This window comes from Flavobacterium sp. 270 (assembly GCF_004368785.1).
Classification (GTDB): Bacteria; Bacteroidota; Bacteroidia; order Flavobacteriales; family Flavobacteriaceae; genus Flavobacterium.
The window spans coordinates 548428-568285 of the sequence record NZ_SODM01000001.1; the positions used below are offsets into that span (position 1 = coordinate 548428).

At 33.0% G+C, this 19858-nt stretch carries 19 protein-coding genes; 10 read left to right on the top strand and 9 right to left on the bottom strand.

Going from position 1 to position 19858, the window contains the following annotated elements:
- Positions 1 to 30 precede the first annotated feature (30 nt).
- The 4 genes from EV144_RS02365 to EV144_RS02380 all read left to right on the top strand — a co-directional run bounded on the left by EV144_RS02365 (position 31) and on the right by EV144_RS02380 (position 3071).
- Positions 31 to 768, top strand: coding sequence for an SDR family NAD(P)-dependent oxidoreductase (locus EV144_RS02365; RefSeq protein ID WP_134145804.1), 738 nt, complete (start codon positions 31 to 33; stop codon positions 766 to 768).
- Positions 769 to 1021: 253 nt separating this feature from the next.
- Entirely contained in the window at positions 1022 to 1399 is a 378-nt protein-coding gene (locus EV144_RS02370; protein ID WP_134145806.1) for a nuclear transport factor 2 family protein, read from the top strand.
- Positions 1400 to 1403: 4 nt separating this feature from the next.
- Complete coding sequence (locus tag EV144_RS02375) at positions 1404 to 2474, top strand: NAD(P)H-dependent flavin oxidoreductase (protein WP_134145808.1); 1071 nt, start codon at positions 1404 to 1406, stop codon at positions 2472 to 2474.
- 201 nt (positions 2475 to 2675) lie between these two features.
- A complete protein-coding gene (locus tag EV144_RS02380; RefSeq protein WP_134145810.1) occupies positions 2676 to 3071 on the top strand; it encodes a DoxX family protein in 396 nt (131 codons plus the stop codon).
- Positions 3072 to 3274: 203 nt separating this feature from the next.
- Here EV144_RS02380 and EV144_RS02385 read toward each other — a convergent pair whose 3' ends face one another.
- The 6 genes from EV144_RS02385 to EV144_RS02410 all read right to left on the bottom strand — a co-directional run bounded on the left by EV144_RS02385 (position 3275) and on the right by EV144_RS02410 (position 9600).
- Complete coding sequence (locus tag EV144_RS02385; protein WP_134145812.1) at positions 3275 to 4042, bottom strand: LytR/AlgR family response regulator transcription factor; 768 nt, start codon at positions 4040 to 4042, stop codon at positions 3275 to 3277.
- Positions 4023 to 5039, bottom strand: a complete 1017-nt coding sequence (locus tag EV144_RS02390; protein WP_134145814.1) for a sensor histidine kinase — start codon at positions 5037 to 5039, stop codon at positions 4023 to 4025. Before EV144_RS02390 ends, EV144_RS02385 begins: the two co-directional genes overlap by 20 nt.
- Positions 5040 to 5483: 444 nt before the next feature.
- Positions 5484 to 6239 carry a DUF1223 domain-containing protein gene (locus EV144_RS02395; protein ID WP_134145816.1) on the bottom strand — a complete coding sequence of 252 codons (756 nt, stop codon included), beginning with the start codon at positions 6237 to 6239 and terminating at the stop codon, positions 5484 to 5486.
- A 54-nt stretch (positions 6240 to 6293) separates the two neighbouring features.
- A complete protein-coding gene (locus EV144_RS02400) occupies positions 6294 to 6704 on the bottom strand; it encodes an organic hydroperoxide resistance protein (RefSeq protein WP_134145818.1) in 411 nt (136 codons plus the stop codon).
- Positions 6705 to 6876: 172 nt separating this feature from the next.
- Positions 6877 to 7872: an alpha/beta fold hydrolase gene (locus EV144_RS02405; RefSeq protein ID WP_134145820.1), complete on the bottom strand. Its 996-nt coding sequence runs from the start codon at positions 7870 to 7872 to the stop codon at positions 6877 to 6879.
- A gap of 429 nt (positions 7873 to 8301) precedes the next feature.
- Complete coding sequence (locus tag EV144_RS02410) at positions 8302 to 9600, bottom strand: epoxide hydrolase family protein (RefSeq protein ID WP_134145821.1); 1299 nt, start codon at positions 9598 to 9600, stop codon at positions 8302 to 8304.
- Positions 9601 to 9953: 353 nt separating this feature from the next.
- Here EV144_RS02410 and EV144_RS02415 point away from each other — a divergent pair, with 353 nt between their 5' ends.
- The 3 genes from EV144_RS02415 to EV144_RS02425 are packed head-to-tail and all read left to right on the top strand — an operon-like array spanning position 9954 to position 13904.
- Entirely contained in the window at positions 9954 to 11516 is a 1563-nt protein-coding gene (locus tag EV144_RS02415; RefSeq protein ID WP_134145823.1) for an ATP-dependent nuclease, read from the top strand.
- Positions 11501 to 12529: an AAA family ATPase gene (locus EV144_RS02420; protein ID WP_134145825.1), complete on the top strand. Its 1029-nt coding sequence runs from the start codon at positions 11501 to 11503 to the stop codon at positions 12527 to 12529. The genes EV144_RS02415 and EV144_RS02420 overlap by 16 nt, the downstream gene beginning before the upstream one ends.
- 46 nt (positions 12530 to 12575) lie before the next feature.
- On the top strand, positions 12576 to 13904 hold the full coding sequence (locus EV144_RS02425) for a phospholipase D-like domain-containing protein (RefSeq protein ID WP_134145827.1): 1329 nt from the start codon (positions 12576 to 12578) through the stop codon (positions 13902 to 13904).
- A 98-nt stretch (positions 13905 to 14002) separates the two neighbouring features.
- Here the strand turns inward: EV144_RS02425 and EV144_RS02430 are convergent, their stop codons facing one another.
- Positions 14003 to 14746, bottom strand: coding sequence for an SDR family oxidoreductase (locus EV144_RS02430; RefSeq protein ID WP_134145829.1), 744 nt, complete (start codon positions 14744 to 14746; stop codon positions 14003 to 14005).
- Between the two features lie 98 nt (positions 14747 to 14844).
- Here EV144_RS02430 and EV144_RS02435 point away from each other — a divergent pair, with 98 nt between their 5' ends.
- The gene (locus EV144_RS02435; protein ID WP_134145831.1) at positions 14845 to 15180 is read left to right on the top strand and encodes a winged helix-turn-helix transcriptional regulator; all 336 of its coding nucleotides are present in this window, start codon (positions 14845 to 14847) and stop codon (positions 15178 to 15180) included.
- Positions 15181 to 15423: 243 nt separating this feature from the next.
- On the opposite strand, the gene EV144_RS02440 is transcribed toward EV144_RS02435, so the two are convergent.
- Together EV144_RS02440 and EV144_RS02445 are read right to left on the bottom strand one after the other, a co-directional pair.
- Positions 15424 to 16998: a Na+/H+ antiporter gene (locus EV144_RS02440; protein ID WP_134145833.1), complete on the bottom strand. Its 1575-nt coding sequence runs from the start codon at positions 16996 to 16998 to the stop codon at positions 15424 to 15426.
- Between the two features lie 282 nt (positions 16999 to 17280).
- The gene (locus tag EV144_RS02445) at positions 17281 to 18249 is read right to left on the bottom strand and encodes a hydrogen peroxide-inducible genes activator (protein ID WP_134145835.1); all 969 of its coding nucleotides are present in this window, start codon (positions 18247 to 18249) and stop codon (positions 17281 to 17283) included.
- 143 nt (positions 18250 to 18392) lie between these two features.
- Between EV144_RS02445 and EV144_RS02450 the strand changes: the two genes are divergently transcribed.
- Positions 18393 to 18809, top strand: a complete 417-nt coding sequence (locus tag EV144_RS02450; protein WP_134145837.1) for an OsmC family protein — start codon at positions 18393 to 18395, stop codon at positions 18807 to 18809.
- A gap of 104 nt (positions 18810 to 18913) precedes the next feature.
- On the top strand, positions 18914 to 19714 hold the full coding sequence (locus tag EV144_RS02455; protein ID WP_134145839.1) for an alpha/beta hydrolase: 801 nt from the start codon (positions 18914 to 18916) through the stop codon (positions 19712 to 19714).
- Positions 19715 to 19858 lie beyond the last annotated feature (144 nt).

The window sequence follows — 19858 nt, forward strand, 5'->3', positions numbered from 1 at the left end:
CTAAAAAACTATCAAATAAAAAATATAAAAATGAAAACAATAATAGTAACCGGTGCTTCTACCGGAATAGGAAAATCAATAACTGAGTTATTTTTAGAAAAAGGGTATAATGTAGTAATCAATTCTGCCAATTTAAGCAACCTTGAAAATACATATAACGAATTGGGACACCATAACCAATTAGCAATGGTACATGGCGATATCAGTTTAATTTCAACAGGAAAAAAATTAATAGAAACTGCTGTAGAACGTTTTGGAAGTGCAGATGTATTGGTAAACAATGCCGGAATTTTTGAACCAAAATCTTTCTTAGATGTAGAAGAAAAAGATTTAGACCTGTTTTTAAACATCAACCTAAAAGGAACTTTTTTTACAAGTCAGGCCGCTATAAAACAAATGCTTAAACAAGGCGAAGGATCAATCATCAATATTGGAACTGTATTAGTAGATCACGCGATTGACGGGTTTCCTGCAACTGCTCCAATTTCTAGTAAAGGTGGTATTCACGCACTTACAAGACAATTGGCAACTGAATTCGGAAAAAATAACATTCGCGTAAATGCAATTGCTCCTGGTATTATCAGAAGTCCGCTTCAAGCAAAAACCGGAGTTGATAACGCCGATAGTTTAGCAGGTTTACATTTGCTAAAACGTATTGGAGAAACCAGCGATGTAGCGCAATTGGCTTTATATCTTGCTGAAAGTAACTTTGTAACCGGAGAAATCATTAATTTAGATGGTGGACACGTTGCTGGTCATAGTATTTAATAAGTTTAAGAGTTAAGCTCATCTATAAAATCTCTCGCAAAGACGCAAAGTCGCAAAGTTCTTTATTATCATATTAATAAACCTATAGTCTATTTACAATATACTTAAAGTATAATTAAACGATATTTATACTTAAAAAACTTTGCGACTTCGCGTCTTTGCGAGATTAAAAACCATCAGCGTATTTAATAAAAACTCAACATCTCTGCAATCTAAAATCTAAAATCAACAATCTAAAATAAAAAAAAGCGTCATGGAAAATTTCACAACAAATGCAGCCCTGATTACCGCCGTTCTTATGAATTACTTCAACGGAATTTATAATGGCGACGTGACGACCCTGAAAACCGTTTTTCATCCGCAGGCGATAGTTGCCGGCGATATCAACGGACAACCTTATTTTAAAACCGTAGATCAATATCTGGATGGTGTAAAAAATCGTAAAAGTCCGCATGAACTTGGTGATGAATTTAGAATGAAAATTATATCTTTAGAAATTATCAATAATACGGCAATTGCAAAAGTGCAGGTTCCGATTTTTGAATATAATTATTACGATCAGTTAAGCCTCGTTATTGTTGATGGCAAATGGGTTGTAGTGAATAAATTACTAACAAACGTAAAACAATAAAGTGATGTGGAATTCAACTAAAATAACACAATTACTTGGCATAGAATATCCAATTTTACAAGGTCCGATGGGCGTTGGATTTTCTACTCCAGAACTATTGGCAACCGTAAGCAACGCCGGCGGATTGGGTAGTTTTGGCGCCTATACGCTGACTCCCGAAGAAATTCTGGAAACAGACAAAGCCATAAAACTGGCCACTTCTAAACCTTATAATATTAATTTATGGGTTAATGATGTTGATAAAAGCCTGATAAACTATTCTCCGGAAAAACTAGAGAAAATCAAGCTGCTTTTTAAACCTTATTTTGATGAATTAGGGATTCCGTTACCAGAACTTTCTACTGATATTCCTTCTAAATTTGAGAAACAAGTTGAAGTTTTATTTGAAGTTAAACCCGCTGTTTTCAGCTTTATTTTCGGAATTCCGTCTAAAGAAATTTTAGCAGAAAGCCGAAGATTAGGTATTAAAACTGTTGGTGCAGCTACAACTTTAGATGAAGCACTTGCACTTGAAGAAGCTCAGGTTGATGCTATTGTTGCTTCTGGATTTGAAGCTGGCGGACACAGAGCGTCGTTTTTAAAACCTGCACAAGATTCTTTTACAGGATTATTTACACTGATACAACAGATAAAAGCCAAAACAAAAACGCCGATTATTGCAGCCGGAGGTATTACCGATGCAAAAGGAATTGGTGCAGCAATGATTTTAGGCGCCGAAGCCGTACAAATAGGAACTGCATTTATGGTTACTAACGAATCTGGAGCAACACCAACACACAAGCAAATGATTTTTTCTGATGCTTCTAACACTACTACAATCTCTAAATCGCTTACAGGAAGAATGGGCAGAATGGTAAGCAACAAAATTTCTGATGCTGTACCTTTTGAGACTGAAGTCCTGCCTTTTCCGTTGCAGACGAGATTAATTGCACCGCTAAAAGTAGCCGCTCTTGCGCAAGGAAGAACGGATATGATAAGCTTTTGGTCTGGTCAAAACAATGCCAACCTAAAACATCACAGTGCAGCTGAGCTGATGCAGGAATTGATTCTAGAAACAGGGAAGTTAATTCGATAAATTAATTTCAAAGTATTTTTTAACCGCAAAGTTCGCAAAGCAATTATTGATATCGCTTTGCGAACTTTGCGTTTAAAAAAAATCCAACGCAGTAACTGTCCAGTTCAAAATTCAATTTGTCCGGTTCAACATTATTCTGATTTGTTATTTAGCGCTTAAAACGCAGATTTGTACCGTTAAATAACTTAAAATCATATAATCATGAACACTAGAACAACAAAAATTATTTATTGGACAGGAATCGTATTAACTTCTTTATGGTTCGGAGCGAGCGGTTTTTTCGAATTGACTACAAATCCATTAGTTTGGGCAATCACACAACAATTGGGTTATCCTGCACATTTTATTTACATTCTTGGCGTATTTAAATTAGCCGGAGTAATTACTTTATTAATTCCGAACAAATTGCTTCGCTTAAAAGAATGGGTATTTGCAGGTGTATTTTTTGATATCACTTTTGCTTTCTTTTCTAAACTTGCCGTGCTCAATTTTGCGGCGACAATAGATGCCATTATTGCATTTATTATGGTAAGCGTTACCTATGCAATGTTTAGAAAATTATATACTGCAACTTACAGCCCGACAACAGCAAACTAATACTTTAATAAAACAAAATTGCCTAAGGTTTTATCTTAGGCAATTTGTTTACTTTAAACTTTAATTAAAATGAAAAAAATAATCTTAATTATCTGCTTTATATTATCAGCTCTTTTCTTTTTGAGTTGTTTTATGTTTCCAGGAGTTGATTTGTGGCTCTAAAACAAAACTTTATTTTACCGCAACTTTGATGCGTTAAGTATTTATCGGTTTTCTAACCAGCTTAAAAAAGCTGTTGTTTTTTCTTTTCCGATTAATAATTTCTCTTCAGTCGGAACGGTTAGTTTAACTAATATTTTACGCGAAAAATAATGCTCGGCTTCTCTTACAGCCGAAAAATTCACTAAATGCTGTCTGTTAATTCTAAAGAACTGAATAGGCGACAAAAGCTTATGAACCTCATCTAATGACTGCGTAATCTGATATTCAATCTTATCAAAAGTCATAATAGTTGGGGTTTCATTTTTAATAAAAAAATAAGCAATATTTTCCGTTAATACCGTTTGATATTTATTGTTTTTAAAAACTAAAAAACTGCTCTTGCCTTTATTTTCGCCAGTTCTGGTCAATAAATAATCAAAATCCGGCATTGGTTTTTTATTTCTTTGAAAGAAGTTTTTTAGTTCTCCAGCCTTCTTAATAGCGTTTGAAATGCTTTCTCTTGAGAATGGTTTTAGCACATAATCAATTCCGTTAGATTTAAAAGCTTCAATAGCATAATCGTCAAAAGCGGTACAAAATATTACGGGAGAAAGAACCTCAACATTTTTAAAAATTTCAAAGCTCTGGCCGTCTGCAAGCTGAATATCCATAAATATAAGATCGGGCTGATCGTTTTCTAAAAGATAACTCACAGCGCCGTCTATACTCTGGATATACGATAAGATTTGAGCATCAGGTCTTATACTTAAAATAAGCTGTCCCAATGCTTTAGCGGTTTTTATTTCGTCCTCAATTATTATGATAGTCATAAATCAGTGGTATTTTTACTTTAAAAATGGTTTCGTCTTTTTCAATTTCTATTTCTTTGTGAATCAAATGCATAAATCGCTGATTGATATTATCCAAACCAACGCCGGTTGATAATACACCTCTTTTAAGCTGGATTTTATTTTCAATTACTAAGAAATCATTTTCGGTATAAAGGTTAATTTTCAACGGTTTGTCTAAAGAAACAACATTGTGTTTAATGCAGTTTTCGATCAACAATTGCAGGGTAAACGGCGGAATTGCAGACTCATACTGTTTGGTATCAATTTCGTTTATCAATACAAAACCATCTTCAAAACGCGCTTTAAGCAGATAAACATACGAATCTAAAATCTGCAGTTCTTCTTTAAGCGAAATTAAATCCATTTTTCTGCTTTCTAATGTAAAACGATAAAAATCAGATAGTTTTAAGATAAAATCAGAACTCTGCGGATCATTAATATCGACCATTGATTTTAGCGTATTCAAACTATTAAACAAAAAATGCGGATTTACCTGTTGCTTTAATAATTCGTACTGCGCGCCAAGGTTTACGGCATGTGTACGCTCTAGTTCTACACTCATTTGCTGTGTCTGGTAATTTTGAAAAAGCAAATGCAGAAACATATAGACAATCAAATTGATTAAAATTCCACGCAATTCGAACATTATTGGCGCATCCATATGCGCGATTTCAAAAACTTCCTGGTGTGCAATTACGAGAATTACCATTATAGCAATTCCCAAAATAACACTCAAAAGAAGCTTTCCGTTAAAGAGACTTCTACCGGTGCGCTGTGATGAAAATTTTGGTAAACTATAGATATTATAATACCAGATAAAAATCGAAAAAAGGAGTGTAATCGACGAGTTTATTATAATGTCAAAAGGTGTAGAATTGGCATCAAATAATTTGGGAATTGAGGCAAGAATTGCGAGTGAAATTGAGCTTCCCCAAATGACTTTTTGAGAAACCTGAAAGCGCTGAAATTTTTCCATAATGTGGTATATTTTTTAATCTTGCTTTGCCAAAGATAGCATATTTTAACACTATTTCAGTTCTAAAAAGCAGATTATTACTTCATTAGAAATAAAAATATCAATATTAAATAAAGACTTTATATATTATTTTTAAAATTACTGGTTATTAATTAATTAAATATTACAACAAACATAAAACTGACATACTGTCACGCCCTAAAATCTGCCTAAAACAAGAAATTTTTCTCAATTTTACCCAATTGACTTTGTAAAATTAAAAGTAAAAATCATGGCATTAAAACTTAAAAATAGGAATTCGAAATGGATTGAAAAATTTCACTTTCCTCCTTCTATTTTTAATAAAATACCAGAAAGATTTTCAGTTCAAATACCAATCGGTTTTAAACACAAAACAGCCTCAATTTTTGAGACTTTTTTTTGTGTTTTATTTTGACTGAAAAATTATTGTAAAATTGCTTTTTCGGCTCCAAGAATTACTCCGTTATTTTGATTTTGAACAAAACCAATAACTTCAAAATCCTGCAAATTAAAATTCTTCGGTAACGAAATTGTATTCGATCCTTTTGCGCTTTTTAAATCGATAGTCAGTAAATTGTGTACGATTTGATAATGTGATAAAATGCGGTGCGCGTTCTCTCCTCTTTTCACATTGCTTTTTGCTGCTTTCTGAACAACGGCAATTAGCAGACGGCTGTTTTTAAAATTTCCGTCGATATTGTAATTTAGCGAAAGCTTATTTCCAACTTGTTTTGCATCCAGACTCAAATCTAAAGCTGCAGGTTTAGCAAGCGCATTTTTAATTCCGTTTCGAACACTTGTTTCCTGCGACGCGATATAATCGATTTTACCGTTGATAATTAGCTGCGGGGTATAAATGGGTTCTTTTCCTAAAAAAGTGGCATAATCGTATTGTCTTTGCGTAAATTCGGGTTTGCTGAATATATCTTTCCAACCTTGTTTGTCCCAATAGTCTACATGGTACGCCAAAACGTATACAGAACCGTTTTTGTATTCACTTTGAATTTTCCCCATCAATTCATCTGCCGGCGGACAACTCGAACAGCCTTCTGAAGTATATAATTCTAAAAGGGCAAAACCTTTCAAGTCTTTTTTATTGGCATTATTTTGTCCGAAAGTATTCATTACGGCTAAAAAAAGCAGTGCAATGAAAATGCGTATTTTTTTATTCTGTTTCATGATTTCTGAATTTAATGAAAAGCCTCCTCTTTCGAAGAGGCTTTCGGTAAAAATTTAGATAATATTAATTTCAACATTAATATTTCCTTTTGTTGCTTTAGAATACGGACAAGTATTGTGTGCTTCTGCAGTAATTGCTTTTGCAGTTTCTACATCCAAACCTGGAAGACTCACGTTTAATCTCGCCTGAAGCGAATATTCTCCGTTAGTTACCGCCAAATCAACTTCTGCATCTACGGCAGTTTCAGCAGGCAATTTAATGTTCATTTTTCCGGCAGCGATTCCCATTGCGCCAATAAAACATGCAGACCACCCAGCTGCAAACAATTGTTCTGGATTTGTTCCCGGTCTTGTAGATCCCGGCATAGTTAGTTTTACATTTAAGTTATCATCAGAACTTACTGAAGCTCCTTCGCGTCCACCTGTTGTGTGTGTTTTTCCTGTGTATAAGATTTTTGTTTCCATGTTTTTAAAATTTTAGATTGTTGTAATTAATTTTAGATTGTTGATTTTAGATTTTAGATTATTTGAAAATTGTGATTGAAATTGATATTGATTTTTGATATTGATTTTTGATATTGATTTTTGATATTGATATTGCTATTGCAATTGGAATTTGGAATTTGGAATTTGGAATTTATTTCAAGTTAGTCACATCAATTATCGCTTGCGCAAATGCTTTCGGATCTTCTTGCGGAACGTTATGTCCGATGTCTTTTAAAATTCTGTGTTCGTATTTTCCTGTAAATTTGTTTGCATATGCTTTTCCATCCGCGAAAGCGCCGTCAAAATCACTTGCAATTGTTATAGTTGGAACAGCAATTGAAGGTCTTGCATCTAATTTTTTCTCCAAAGCATCGTATTTAGTTTCTCCTTTTTCAAGAGACAAACGCCATCTGTAATTGTGAATCACAATCGCTACTTGATCTGGATTTTCAAAAGATTGCGCAGTTTGATCGTAAGTTGCTTTATCGAAATTCCATTTTGGAGAAGCCAGTTTCCAGATTAATTTGTTGAACTCGTATGTATTTTGCGCATATCCAGCTTTTCCACGCTCTGTAGCAAAGTAATATTGGTACCACCATCCGTTTTCTGCAAGTGGAGACAATGGTTTTTGGTTTCCTTCAAGATTTACAACTAGATAACCGCTTACAGAAACCAATCCGTTTAGACGTTCTGGCCAAAGTGCTGCCATAACCACTGCTGTTCTTGCGCCCCAGTCAAAACCACCAATTGTAGCTTTTTTGATTTTAAGTGCATCCATCAAATCGATAATATCACTTGCAATCGCTGCTTGTTGTCCGTTTCTAAAAGTTTTGTCTGATAAGAAACGAGTTGTTCCAAAACCTCTTAAATAAGGCGTAATTACTCTGTAACCTTTTGCTACTAAAATTGGCACTACTTCATTGTAACTGTGAATGTCGTAAGGCCATCCGTGAAGTAAAATCACCGGACTTCCGTTTGCCGGACCTGCTTCTGTATAACCTACGTTTAGCAAACCAGCGTTGATTTGTTTTAATGTTCCAAGCGGACTTTCTGATTGTGCGCTGCTAAAGTTCACGCTTAATAAAAGAACTGCAATTAAAGCGAATTTAGTTAAAATACTGTTTTTAAAATTTTGTATCGTTTTCATAATTTTTGTTTTTATAGTTATTGGATTGGTTAATTTCTTTGTCAAAGGTATTCTGAGAGTCATCGTTTTACAATCAGAAAATAGCTCAAATGGACAAAGTAGAGGTTGAACTGGACAGAAGTTAAAGTGTGTTTTTTTGCTACAGATTAACGGATTTGTTTTCACGCAGATTCAAAAAGATTTCGGCAGATTCAGCAGATAAGTTTTAAAAGTAAAATCTATATAATCTGCTTAATCTTTTTAAATCTGCGTGAAACCAAAACTTATTTTCTCAATCCTTTAAAAGCTGTACGAAGTTCGATAATGCACTGATTAAATGATTTGTTTTTCACGCAGATTTAAAGAGATTTCGGCAGATTTAGCAGATAAGTTTTAAAAGTAAAATATATAATCTGCTTAAATCATTTTAAATCTGCGTGAAACCAAAACTTATTTTCTCAGTCCTTTAAAAGCTGCACGAAGTTCGATTGTAAAAATTTGTGGTTCTTCCCAAGAAGCAAAATGCCCGCCTTTGCTTACTTCATTAAAATAACTGAGGTTTTTGTATGCTCTTTCTGCCCAGCTTTTTGGCGCTTGGTAAATTTCTCCCGGAAATACGGTTACCGCAACCGGAACTTTAATTTCTCTTGTTCTTTGTTCTACCACATTAAAATTGTTGGTGTTGTTTTCCCAATACAATTCAGCAGAAGAATTTGCTGTGTTGGTAAACCAATACAAAGAGATATCATCCAACATTTCGTCTTTGGTAAGTGATTTTTCTGCGTTTCCGCCGCTGTAGGTCCATTCATTGAATTTATCCAAGAAAAAGGAAGCCAAACCAACTGGAGAATCTGTAAGTCCGTAACCTAAAGTCTGAGGGCGTGTAACCATCATTCCGGCATAACCACCGCCTTTTGTGTATAATTTGTTTAGCGAATTAAACGCTGCGTTTTCTTTAACTGATAATCCCGCTGGTGCCGGTTCTCCGTTTTTTAAAGCTGTCGCAACATCTGCCGGAACTGTTGCTGGCATATTTACGTGAATTCCTAACAATCCTTCCGGAGCTTGGCGTCCCATTGCATCTGCAATTACAGAACCCCAATCGCCTCCTTGCGAAACATATTGTTTGTATCCCAGACGTTTCATTAAAACATCCCAGGCTGTACCGATTTTTTCTGGCCCCCAGCCTGTTGTTGTTGGTTTTTCTGAAAATCCATAACCTGGCATTGACGGAATTACAAGATCAAAAGCGTCTTCTGCTTTTCCTCCGTAAGCGGTAGGATCTGTAAGCGGGCCAATAACTTTTAGCAATTCAAAGAAAGATCCCGGCCATCCGTGAGTGATGATTAAAGGTAAAGCGTTTTTATGTTTAGATTTAATGTGAATGAACTGAATATCTAATCCGTCTATTGTAGTTACAAATTGTGGCAGTGCGTTTAGTTTTGCTTCTGTTTTATGCCAGTCGTAATCGGTTCCCCAATATTTTACCAGATTCTGAATTTGTGCCAATTTCACTCCTTGAGATTGATCGGTAACGGTTTCTTTTTCTGGCCATCTTGTAGCGTTTACACGATTGCGAAGTTCCGTAATAGCATCTTCTGAAATACTAATGTGATACGGACGAATTGAGGTATCTGCATTGTCTTTAATTTGATTTTTTTGTGAAAATCCCAAAGCTGAAATCATCATAAAAGCTCCTGCTACAATTGTATTTACAAGGCTTTTTTTGTTTTTGATATTTGTTTCCATTGTTTTTGACTTTTAATTAATTGTTTAATTTCTTGGGTCAAAAGTATCTCGACAATGGTTCTTACGAAATCAGAAAATAGCCGAAGTGGACAGATTTTGGGTTGAAGTGGACTGGGGGTTTTGGGTAGTAAAAAAAAGCTTTCTTTGGTATTTTGAAAAAACAAAAAACTTTTGATCATATAAAATCAAAAGATGTATTTTGCAAAAAACCGTATAAATACTTGTTATTTGTTTTTTTATTATTGCTACACTTGTTTTCAATATAAAATTTATGGATTACGGATTTCCATAAAAACAATGAATATTAAATACTAATATTTGTTCTAAATTAAATTTTAAATCAAATTAAATAAATGAATAATATTTTAAAAATTAAACTATTAAATTTTAAAAGGTTTAATAATTTTGAAGTTTACTTTGATCCAAAATTGAATATAATAGTTGGTGACAATGAATCAGGTAAAAGCTCTTTATTAGAAGCAATAGATATAACCTTAAGTGGAAGCAGGCATAAAGTCGAAACAAAAGGCTTAGAAAATTTATTTAATGCAACAATTATCTCTGACTTTCTTAATTCAGATAGAAAGTATGAAAATTTACCTAAGCTATTTGTTGAATTATATTTAAGCGACCAATTTGAACCTGACTTAAATGGTAAAAACAACTCCGATATTAAAACTTGTGATGGCCTTAAATTTGAATGTTATCCAAATGATAAATTAGGTAAAGAAATAAAGGAAATTCTAAAAGACCCTGAAGCAATATTCCCTTTTGAATTCTACTCAATTAATTTTAATACTTTCTCTGGTGACGCTTATTCGTCATATAAAAAATATTTAAAGCATTTAGTAATTGACAATTCGCAAATGAATAGCGAATATGCAATTAGAGAATATGTTAAAGATATTTACAGTAGTATTTCAAGTCCATTAGAAAAAAACAAGCATCACAATAATTACAGAAAACATAAAGATGACTTTAGAAAAAACACATTAGTCGATATGAATTCAAAATTAGATGGATATGAATTTCTAATACGAAATAATTCAAAATCTAATTTAGAAACTGATTTAGCTTTATCTGAAAACAAAATAAATATTGAAAATAAGGGAAAAGGAATTCAATGCTTTATAAAAACAAAATTCGCGTTAAATAGAGGAAGTAATGCGATTGAATTAGTTTTGCTTGAAGAACCAGAAAATCATCTCAGTCATTTAAACATGAAAAAAATGATTGAACTCATTAGTTCCGCAGATAACAAACAAATTTTTATTTCTACTCATAGTAACTCTATAAGTGCTAGATTAGATTTAAGAAAATCTATACTTTTAAATAGTAATAGCACTTCTCCAATTTTACTAAAGGATATTGATGAATCAACAGCCAAATTTTTTATAAAGGCACCTGATAAAAATCTACTTGATTTTGTACTTTCAAAAAAAGTGATACTTGTGGAAGGTGACGCTGAATTTATATTGATGGAAGCGCTATATAAAAATTGTTGTAAAGATGAGCTACACAACTCTGATATAACTATTTTATCTGTAGATGGTACAAGTTTTAAAAGATATTTAGAAATAGCAAAAAAACTTAATATAAAAACTGCCGTTATAAGAGATAATGATGGAAAATATCAAGAAAATTGTGTTGATAACTATTCAGAATTTACAAAATTTCAGAATATTTCCATTTTCTCAGATTTAAATAACGCTAATTCCACTTTTGAAATTTGTCTATATAATTTAAATAAAAATCTATGCGATAATTTATTTAAAACTCCAAAGCGAAAACTTGAAATATTGGATTATATGCTTAATAACAAGGCAGAAGTTGCCTACGAATTATTAGATAAAAAGGCATCTGATATAGTTGTTCCAACTTACATTAAAGATGCAATAGCATGGATAAGAAAGTAGTATTTGCAGTTGCAGGATCTGGTAAAACAAAATTAATAATTGATGAACTCAATGAAAAAAACAATTCTATTGTAGTTACATATACAACGAGCAATTTTGAAAATTTAAAAGACAGAATAATTAGAAAATTCGGCTATTTTCCAACTAATATTAAACTATATACTTATTTTTCTTTTTTATATACGTTTTGTTACAAACCCTTTTGCCATGATATATTCAAAACAAATGGAATTAATTATAATCAACAACTTAGTCAATATACAAAAAAGGGTACAAGAGATCATTACATAGATAAATCAAATAGATTGTTTTTTTCTAGAATTTCCAAATTATTAATTGATTTCAATGTAATAGATGATATTGTAGAACGAATTAATAAATATATAGATAATATCTTCATTGATGAAATTCAAGATTTTGCAAGTAATGATTTTAATTTTATTCTTTCAATAGCAAAAACAAGAGCTAAATTAATTTATGTTGGTGATTTTTATCAGCATACTTTTGACACTAGTCGTGACGGTTCAACAAAAAAAAATCTATATACTGATTATTTAAAATATCAAACAGAATTTAATTTATCAGGTATAAATGTTGATACTTTAACTCTAATAAAGAGTTGGAGATGTAATGTTACTATTTGCCAATACATTTCCGATAATTTGAAAATCCCAATTGAATCTAATAGAAATGATTCTAGCGTAATAATAAATCTTACTGATAATTCTGAAATAAAATCCATTTTCAATAACAACAAAATAGTAAAACTATTCTATCAAAAACATTATGATTATAATTGTTTTTCAAAAAATTGGGGCGATTGTAAAGGTGAAGATCGTTATTATGATGTTTGTGTTGTTTTAAATAATAACACTTATGAGAAATACATATCAAATGATTTGCAAAATTTGGCTCCGGCTACAAAAAATAAACTTTATGTCGCAATATCAAGAACAAAAAACAATCTTTATTTTGTATCAGAAAAGTTGCTTAAAATAGTCGTTAAACCTTGATTTTCTATAAACAATTATATAGATAATAAAATATTAAAAGCTTAATATGGAAGTAGAACTAAGTCTAGTCGAAAATACAATGATTATTTCCGATTTAAAATTAAATTTCGATAAACTTTTAAAAACTACTGAAGAAATATGGTTCTCAGTAGCTTTGGTTAAAGAAAGTACTTATGATTATATTCAAGAAACGATTAATAAAAATTGCAAACAAAATTATTTAATTGGAATTGATCTTCCTACTCATCCTCAAGTATTGCGTAAAATGCATGAAAAACTTGAAAAAGATTTATTTGAATCGGCAATCTATAAAACAAAGTACAATTTCCATCCAAAAGTTTATCTATTTAAAAAAAATGATAATTACACAGCTTTCATAGGATCTTCAAATCTAACTGATGGAGGGCTTGAGGACAATATTGAACTAAATTATAAAATAACTAATAAAGAAGATTGTCTTTCTATTTTAAATTGGTTCAATACTTTGTATAAAGAATCTTTTCCATTAACAGAAGATAACATTTTAGCATATGAAGAACAATTTTATTCAATTTCAGAACTTGAAAAAGAACTAAAGAAAAAAAAGAAAGGCCTTAAGTTAAAAAGACCCGTCTCTGCAAATAATCCATTAGAGCAAATTAATTTCTCTGACAGATATTTTAAAAAAGAACATCATTGGGCTTTTAGAAGTGAATTATGGTTCAACGATACAAAAGAAGCGATCTTTGAAAGAGAGTTAGCAAAAAATCGATGTATTACCTTGCACAATTCAATTTTTCCCTCTTTTAAAGATTACGGTATTCAAATTTTACAACCTAATCCAATGGCAGATCATTTGATTTCTATGACAAGGCAAATAGATCCAACTAAGCCACGAAAAATCAATGCAATGTGGTTAAGTTATGGTAAGAGCAATAACGAAATCAAAGAATATCAAAAGCTAGTTGGTCAAGATCAAAAAGCAAAACAAACCTTTATACATCATTCAAGAATACAATTAAAAATTGATTTAAATAATATTGGAATTTATTTATTGTTTGCTAAAGAAAATGAAGGCGGTATATTTGATCGTCATTTTTTCAAAACCAGCATGCGAAATAAGGTTTATAGAGATAAATTTCATGAAATGATAAATTCATTACCCGATCAATATTTCATTTCAGTAGGTGGAAATGATGAATTTTGCAATAAATTTAATTCTCCTGAAGAACTTCATGAATTTTGCAAAAACGATGACATCCAAAAATATTTTATAATTGGAAGAGACTTTCAAATAACAGATGATAGAATGTCCGAAAATAATTTACCACAGGAAACACTTAAAATCTTTAAACTACTTTTCCCATTATATGAAATGATGCGCCATAAATTTTAAAATATTTTCTCTTTCTTTATCACATTTAAAAGATTAAAATCAAAAGGGCTTACAAATGTAAGCCCTTTTGATTTTAACCAACAACTATTCTAAAATAATCAAGCCAAAACCATCCCACCATCCATAATAAAATCAGCACCAGTAATAAAACCTGCATTTTCACTAGATAAATAAGAAACCATTTTTGCCACATCTTCTGCCCTTCCCATTTGTTTTAGCGGTACTTTTTCGACTACAACATCCATAATGGTTTTAACGGTTTCGGAGTCAAGACCTACTTTGTTCATTACTTCGGTTTGTGTTGGGCCTGGGCTTACGGAGTTTACTCTGATTTTTCTTGGTGCTAATTCTAAAGCTGCCGATTTCATAACCGAATTCAAAGCGGTTTTACTTGAAGAATAAACCGAAGATCCCGGACCCGGTATACTCGCCGTATTCGAAGATAGAAATACTACAGAAGCATTGTCTTTAAGAATCGGGATAAATTTACTTAAAGTAAAATACGCGCCTTTGAAATTGACATTCATAATATTGTCAAATAATTCTTCTGAGGTTTCTTCGATTGTTCCTAAACCGGCAATTCCTGCATTGATGAAAAGAATATCTACTTTTCCGAAATCGGTTTTTACTTTTAAAGCCAAATCCTGAATGTCAGCTATTTTAGATTGATCCGAAACAATTCCGGTTACGCCCAATTCTAAAGCCGCTTTTTCTATTGCTTCTTTTCTTCTTCCAGTAATAATTACGGTTGCGCCCTGTTCTTTTAATTCTTTTGCTGTTGCGAAACCTATTCCGCTGTTTCCGCCAGTGATTACGGCAACTTTATCTTTTAAATTTTCCATTTTTTAAATATTTTTAAATTATTGGACAAATTTAAAACCAAATTGGTATAACTTTGTAACCAGTATCATGGAGTATACCAAAATTAATAATTGGAAAGATGGAAAGAAATCAAAAAGAAGAAGTTCAGGCGCTTCAGGACACTTTGCATGTTTTGGGCGGTAAATGGAAATTACCCATAATAAATTCTATTTGCAACGGAAATCATCGCTTTAGAGAAATCGAACGCAGTATTCCGGGCATTACAACGCGTATGCTTTCGAGAGAACTCAAAGAAATGGAACTGAATATGATGGTAAAAAGAACGGAAGACCGAGACGCCGAAATTCAGGTAAAATACGAATCTACGCCGTATTGCAAATCATTCGCTCCTGTAATCGAGGAAATGATTAAATGGGGAAAAGCGCACAGACAAGAGATTATTAGAAAGAATTGATATAGTAAAGGTTGTATTCCTGCAAGGTTGACGCAAGAAACTCCGTAATCTTGTCATTTCGACCGGAGGGAGAAATCGCACTAGTTTGTCCTCAAAGATTGTCGAGTTTCTAGTGTGATTTCTCCCTTCGGTCGAAATGACAAACTGTGTGTTTTTACTTTGTGTCAATGCTTTGCGTGGGCTTCGACTCCGCTCAGCCTGACAACGTGAAACCTGAAACTTAAAACCTTAAACAAAAAAACCTTAAATATATCTTAGTCTCTCCTCTTCCAAATCTAAATACTGCAATTGCTTGCGGATGATTTCTTCATTCAGTAAAGTATCTTCTTTATTTCTGTTGATGAGCCAGGTTCTTTGTTCGCTTAAAATTTCGAGATACACTGCTTTACATTCTTCTGCCATATTGGTATCAGTTGCCATTTGCTTATTGTCTTCCCATTTTCGGGCCAATTGTTGCAGAGCGGGCTGTTTTTGAAGCAATTCACTGTAATTATTATGTAAATGATCTAAAGCTGTTTCTGCTAATTCTCTGCGGATCAAGATTTCTAATTCTTCTTGGGGAATCAATTGATCCGGATCTTTCATGTTAATTTTATTGATTAAATACGGAAGTGTTATTCCCTGAATCAATAATGTCAGCAGAATAACGACGAAGGTTATAAAGAGAATTAAATTTCGCTGTGGAAAAGGATTTCCGTTATCCAAATGCAGTGGAATAGATAATGCAGCCGCCAGCGAAACTACGCCTCGCATTCCCGACCAACCTATTAATAAAGGAACTTTGTAACCAGGATGTCTTCTGTCGGCTACTTTTATGAAATTACGGGCAATCAGCGTCACTACAACTGCGCCGTAGGCTGAAATAATTCGCGCAACTATTAAAACTCCTGTAATCAAAACGCCGTAACCTATTGCAGACGAAATACTCACGCCTTCTAAACCTTCTGTAATTTCAGGTAAATCCAATCCGATTAAGAGAAATACGATTCCATTTAAAACAAAACACAGGCTTTCCCAAACGTTTAGGCTTCGTAAACGCGAACGACTATCGAGAAAACTATGTCTTTTATAGGATAAAAATAAACCACCGCTTACAACTGCTAAAACTCCAGAACTGTGTACTTCTTCTGCCCCGATATACATTAAATAAGGCGCTACAAGCGTTAAAACAATATCGATATTAGAATCTGTCGGCAGATATTTATGCGCTTTCATGAAAACTAATCCAATCAATAAACCAATTCCGACACCGCCAATTAACATCCAGCTGAAACTTAGTGCGGCTTTGTACCAAATAAATTGTCCCGTTGCAACGGCGATCATTGCAAAACGGAAAATAATTAAAGATGAAGCATCATTTAGCAAACTCTCGCCTTCTAAAATAGAGGAAAGTCTTTTGGGAACTTTTACAAATTTTAAAATCGCACCGGCACTTACAGCATCTGGAGGCGAAATAATACCGCCCAATAAAAATCCTAATGCCAATGAAAATCCAGGAATAAAATAATTCGCAGCGAAAGCTACTGACATCGCGGTAAGAAACACCACTACAAAGGCAAAACTACCAATAATGCGTCGCCAGCGCCAAAGTTCTTTCCACGAAATCGTCCATGAAGCTTCGTACAATAATGGCGGCAAAAATATAATGAAAAGCATTTCGGGTTCGATATGCAAAATGGGAACTCCGGGAATAAAACTAATCCCTAATCCGGCTAAAACTAATAATACAGGATAGGCTACTTTTATTTTGTTGGCCAGCATTATTAGAAACAAAATGACTACGATGAGTGCTAAATAAAATGGGAAATTTTCAATCATTGGGTTGGGTTGGTTAATTGAAATATAAAGATATTAAGTCTATTTATTTTGACCGCAAAGTTCACAAAGAAAAAATGAAAAGGTTCTCAAAGTGATTTGTTTTCCTGCCACTCCCGATAGTTATCGGGATCACAGATTAAAAGATTTTTTTTTCTTCTGTTTGTTTTTTTTTTGCCACGAATTACACAAATTAACACAAATTAAATTAGTGCAATTCGTGTAATTCGTGGCAAAAAAACATTTTTAATCCTTTAAATCTGTGGCCTTTTAAATTAAAGTATATTAAAACTTACTTACAGCATCTACAAAATAAGGAGAATCATTCCATCTGATTTTTCTGTAACTGAAATTTTCTTTCAAAGAATCAGGAAGACAATCCCAAATAGCCTGATTCATTTTTTCTAACAATAATTTCTTCGAAAAAGTATCAGAAACCACAAAACTAATTTCGCGGACAGGTTTTGGATCTTTAAAAGGTTTAAAAAGTTCAGTTTCTTTTTCATTTAAAATAGAAAGCTGCGGAATAATCGCAAATCCTAATTCGGCACGAACGAGGTTTTTTAAGGTTTCTATAGAACTTATATCGTACGCAAACTGATCTTTTATCGGTCCGGGCGCTTTTAATCCGCAGATGTCTAAAAGCTGTGCATTATAACAATATTCGTTTTGAAGCAATAATAACATTGGCTTGTCTCCGGGCTGAATTTCGTATACATCTTCCTTTGCCATTGGATGTTCTTTATTAAGATAGGCCACAAAAGGTTCTTGAAAAATCGGATGTTCGATCAGATTTTTACTTCCTGTAGGTGTCGACATTATGGCAACATCAATCGCTCCTGACTCTACATCGTGCATTAATTGTCCTGTATTGGCTTCTTTTATTATAAAATGAACATCTGGTGTCATCTTTTTCATTACTTTTATAAACAACGGAATCAGATACGGAGATAAGGTCGAAATTACACCAACTTTCAATTCGCCTTTTAACGCATTTTTTTCATTCACGACAAAATCCCGTATTTCGTTGGTTTCGCGCAGAATCTTTTTTGCCCTGCTGATGATCTCTTTTCCAAGATGAGTTGGCGTTAAAGGCACTTTTGTTCTGTCAAAAATTTTAATTCCGATTTCTTCCTCCAAATTTTTTAGTTGAATAGTCAGTCCCGGCTGTGAAACCATACAAACCTCTGCAGCCTTTGCAAAATGGCGTTCTTCGTCTAATGCAACGATATATTTTAGTTGTTGAATTGTCATGATTATAAATTTATTTTATAAAGGTACAAAATTATTAATTTGATTTATGAAGATGTCCGCCATAAATTTGCCTCATCAAATCAGAACAACGGTTTGAGAAACTTTAAAAAATAATAGTAAGTAACAAATAAAAAATTAAGATCATGAAATTTACAAGAACAGCAAACGCAAATTGGAAAGGTACAGGAATGGAAGGAACTGGAACTATCTCTACTCAAAGTACAACATTAAACAACGCTCAATTATCTTTTAAAACAAGATTTGCAGAAGGTGTTGGAACTAACCCGGAAGAATTAATCGCTGCGGCACATTCAGGATGTTTTACCATGCAGTTAAGCTTTTTATTGTCTGAAGCAGGTTTTGTACCAGAAAATTTAGACACAAAAGCAAAAGTGAGTTTTGAAGACGGAACAATCAATTTAATCCAATTAGAATTGGAAGGAACAGTTCCTGGAATCTCAGAAGAACAATTTCAAGAATTGGCTCAAAAAGCAAAAGCAATTTGTCCTATTTCTAAATTATTGAATACAGAAATTACATTATCAATTGTTTTGCAATAACAATATCAAAAATCAATTGCAATTACAATTTTAAAAATCAATATCAATTACAATATCAAATAATCACATTATCAAATAATCTCAATTAATAAATTAAAAACATTATGAAAACAATCGTTATTAAAGAACAATTGAATAAATATTTCATGTTCGCTGTATTATTTTTCTCTTTATTAGTATCAACAACAATTGCAACTGCGCAAACTGCTCCGGCAGTAAAAAATGTAGTTTTAGTTCATGGCGCTTTCGCGGATGGTTCTGGCTACAAAGGTTTGTATGATATTTTGTCTAAAAAAGGGTATCATGTGACTGTGGTTCAAAATCCGCTTTCTTCTCTTGCAGACGATGTTAGAGCAACTAATTTAGCTCTTGACAAACAAGACGGACCAACAATTTTGGTTGGACATTCTTGGGGTGGAACTGTAATTACAGAAGCCGGAAATCACCCAAAAGTTGTGGCTTTGGTTTATGTAGCGGCTTTACAGCCTGATAACGGAGAAAACTCTGTACAATGGTTACAAACTGCTCCTCCTGCTCCGGAAAATGGTGTTTTAACCCCAGACGATAAAGGAATCGCATATTACGATCAAGCTAAATTCCATGCGGGTTTTGCGGGAGATCTTCCAAAAGATTTATCTGATTTTATGTTTGCCTCTCAAGGTGCATTTTATGCTCAGGGTTTTGGAACTCCAATTACAAAAGCAGCATGGAGAGATAAACCTTCTTACGGAATTGTTGCTACAGAAGATAAAAGCATCAACCCAAGTATAGAACGCGCTATGTACAAACGTTCTAACACAAAAATCACTGAAATAAAAGGAAGTCACGTGGTATTTATTTCTCAGCCAAAAGCAGTTGCTGATGTAATTATTACTGCTTCTAAAGAAGTTGCAGTTAAAAAATAATAAGATACTATATTGACAATATTGTCATTTCGACGAAAAGAGAAATCGCACTAGTTATTCCACAAAGCAGGAGTTTCTAGTGCGATTTCTCGTTTCTAGAAATGATTAACTTTGTGTCATGCTTTGCGGGCTTCGACTCCGCTC

Coding starts and splice junctions, on each gene's coding strand:
- EV144_RS02365 (WP_134145804.1), top strand. CDS start 31: ATGAAAACAATAATAGTAACCGGTGCTTCTACCGGAATAGGAAAATCA.
- EV144_RS02370 (WP_134145806.1), top strand. CDS start 1,022: ATGGAAAATTTCACAACAAATGCAGCCCTGATTACCGCCGTTCTTATG.
- EV144_RS02375 (WP_134145808.1), top strand. CDS start 1,404: ATGTGGAATTCAACTAAAATAACACAATTACTTGGCATAGAATATCCA.
- EV144_RS02380 (WP_134145810.1), top strand. CDS start 2,676: ATGAACACTAGAACAACAAAAATTATTTATTGGACAGGAATCGTATTA.
- EV144_RS02385 (WP_134145812.1), bottom strand. CDS start 4,042: ATGACTATCATAATAATTGAGGACGAAATAAAAACCGCTAAAGCATTG.
- EV144_RS02390 (WP_134145814.1), bottom strand. CDS start 5,039: ATGGAAAAATTTCAGCGCTTTCAGGTTTCTCAAAAAGTCATTTGGGGA.
- EV144_RS02395 (WP_134145816.1), bottom strand. CDS start 6,239: ATGAAACAGAATAAAAAAATACGCATTTTCATTGCACTGCTTTTTTTA.
- EV144_RS02400 (WP_134145818.1), bottom strand. CDS start 6,704: ATGGAAACAAAAATCTTATACACAGGAAAAACACACACAACAGGTGGA.
- EV144_RS02405 (WP_134145820.1), bottom strand. CDS start 7,872: ATGAAAACGATACAAAATTTTAAAAACAGTATTTTAACTAAATTCGCT.
- EV144_RS02410 (WP_134145821.1), bottom strand. CDS start 9,600: ATGGAAACAAATATCAAAAACAAAAAAAGCCTTGTAAATACAATTGTA.
- EV144_RS02415 (WP_134145823.1), top strand. CDS start 9,954: ATGAATAATATTTTAAAAATTAAACTATTAAATTTTAAAAGGTTTAAT.
- EV144_RS02420 (WP_134145825.1), top strand. CDS start 11,501: ATGGATAAGAAAGTAGTATTTGCAGTTGCAGGATCTGGTAAAACAAAA.
- EV144_RS02425 (WP_134145827.1), top strand. CDS start 12,576: ATGGAAGTAGAACTAAGTCTAGTCGAAAATACAATGATTATTTCCGAT.
- EV144_RS02430 (WP_134145829.1), bottom strand. CDS start 14,746: ATGGAAAATTTAAAAGATAAAGTTGCCGTAATCACTGGCGGAAACAGC.
- EV144_RS02435 (WP_134145831.1), top strand. CDS start 14,845: ATGGAAAGAAATCAAAAAGAAGAAGTTCAGGCGCTTCAGGACACTTTG.
- EV144_RS02440 (WP_134145833.1), bottom strand. CDS start 16,998: ATGATTGAAAATTTCCCATTTTATTTAGCACTCATCGTAGTCATTTTG.
- EV144_RS02445 (WP_134145835.1), bottom strand. CDS start 18,249: ATGACAATTCAACAACTAAAATATATCGTTGCATTAGACGAAGAACGC.
- EV144_RS02450 (WP_134145837.1), top strand. CDS start 18,393: ATGAAATTTACAAGAACAGCAAACGCAAATTGGAAAGGTACAGGAATG.
- EV144_RS02455 (WP_134145839.1), top strand. CDS start 18,914: ATGAAAACAATCGTTATTAAAGAACAATTGAATAAATATTTCATGTTC.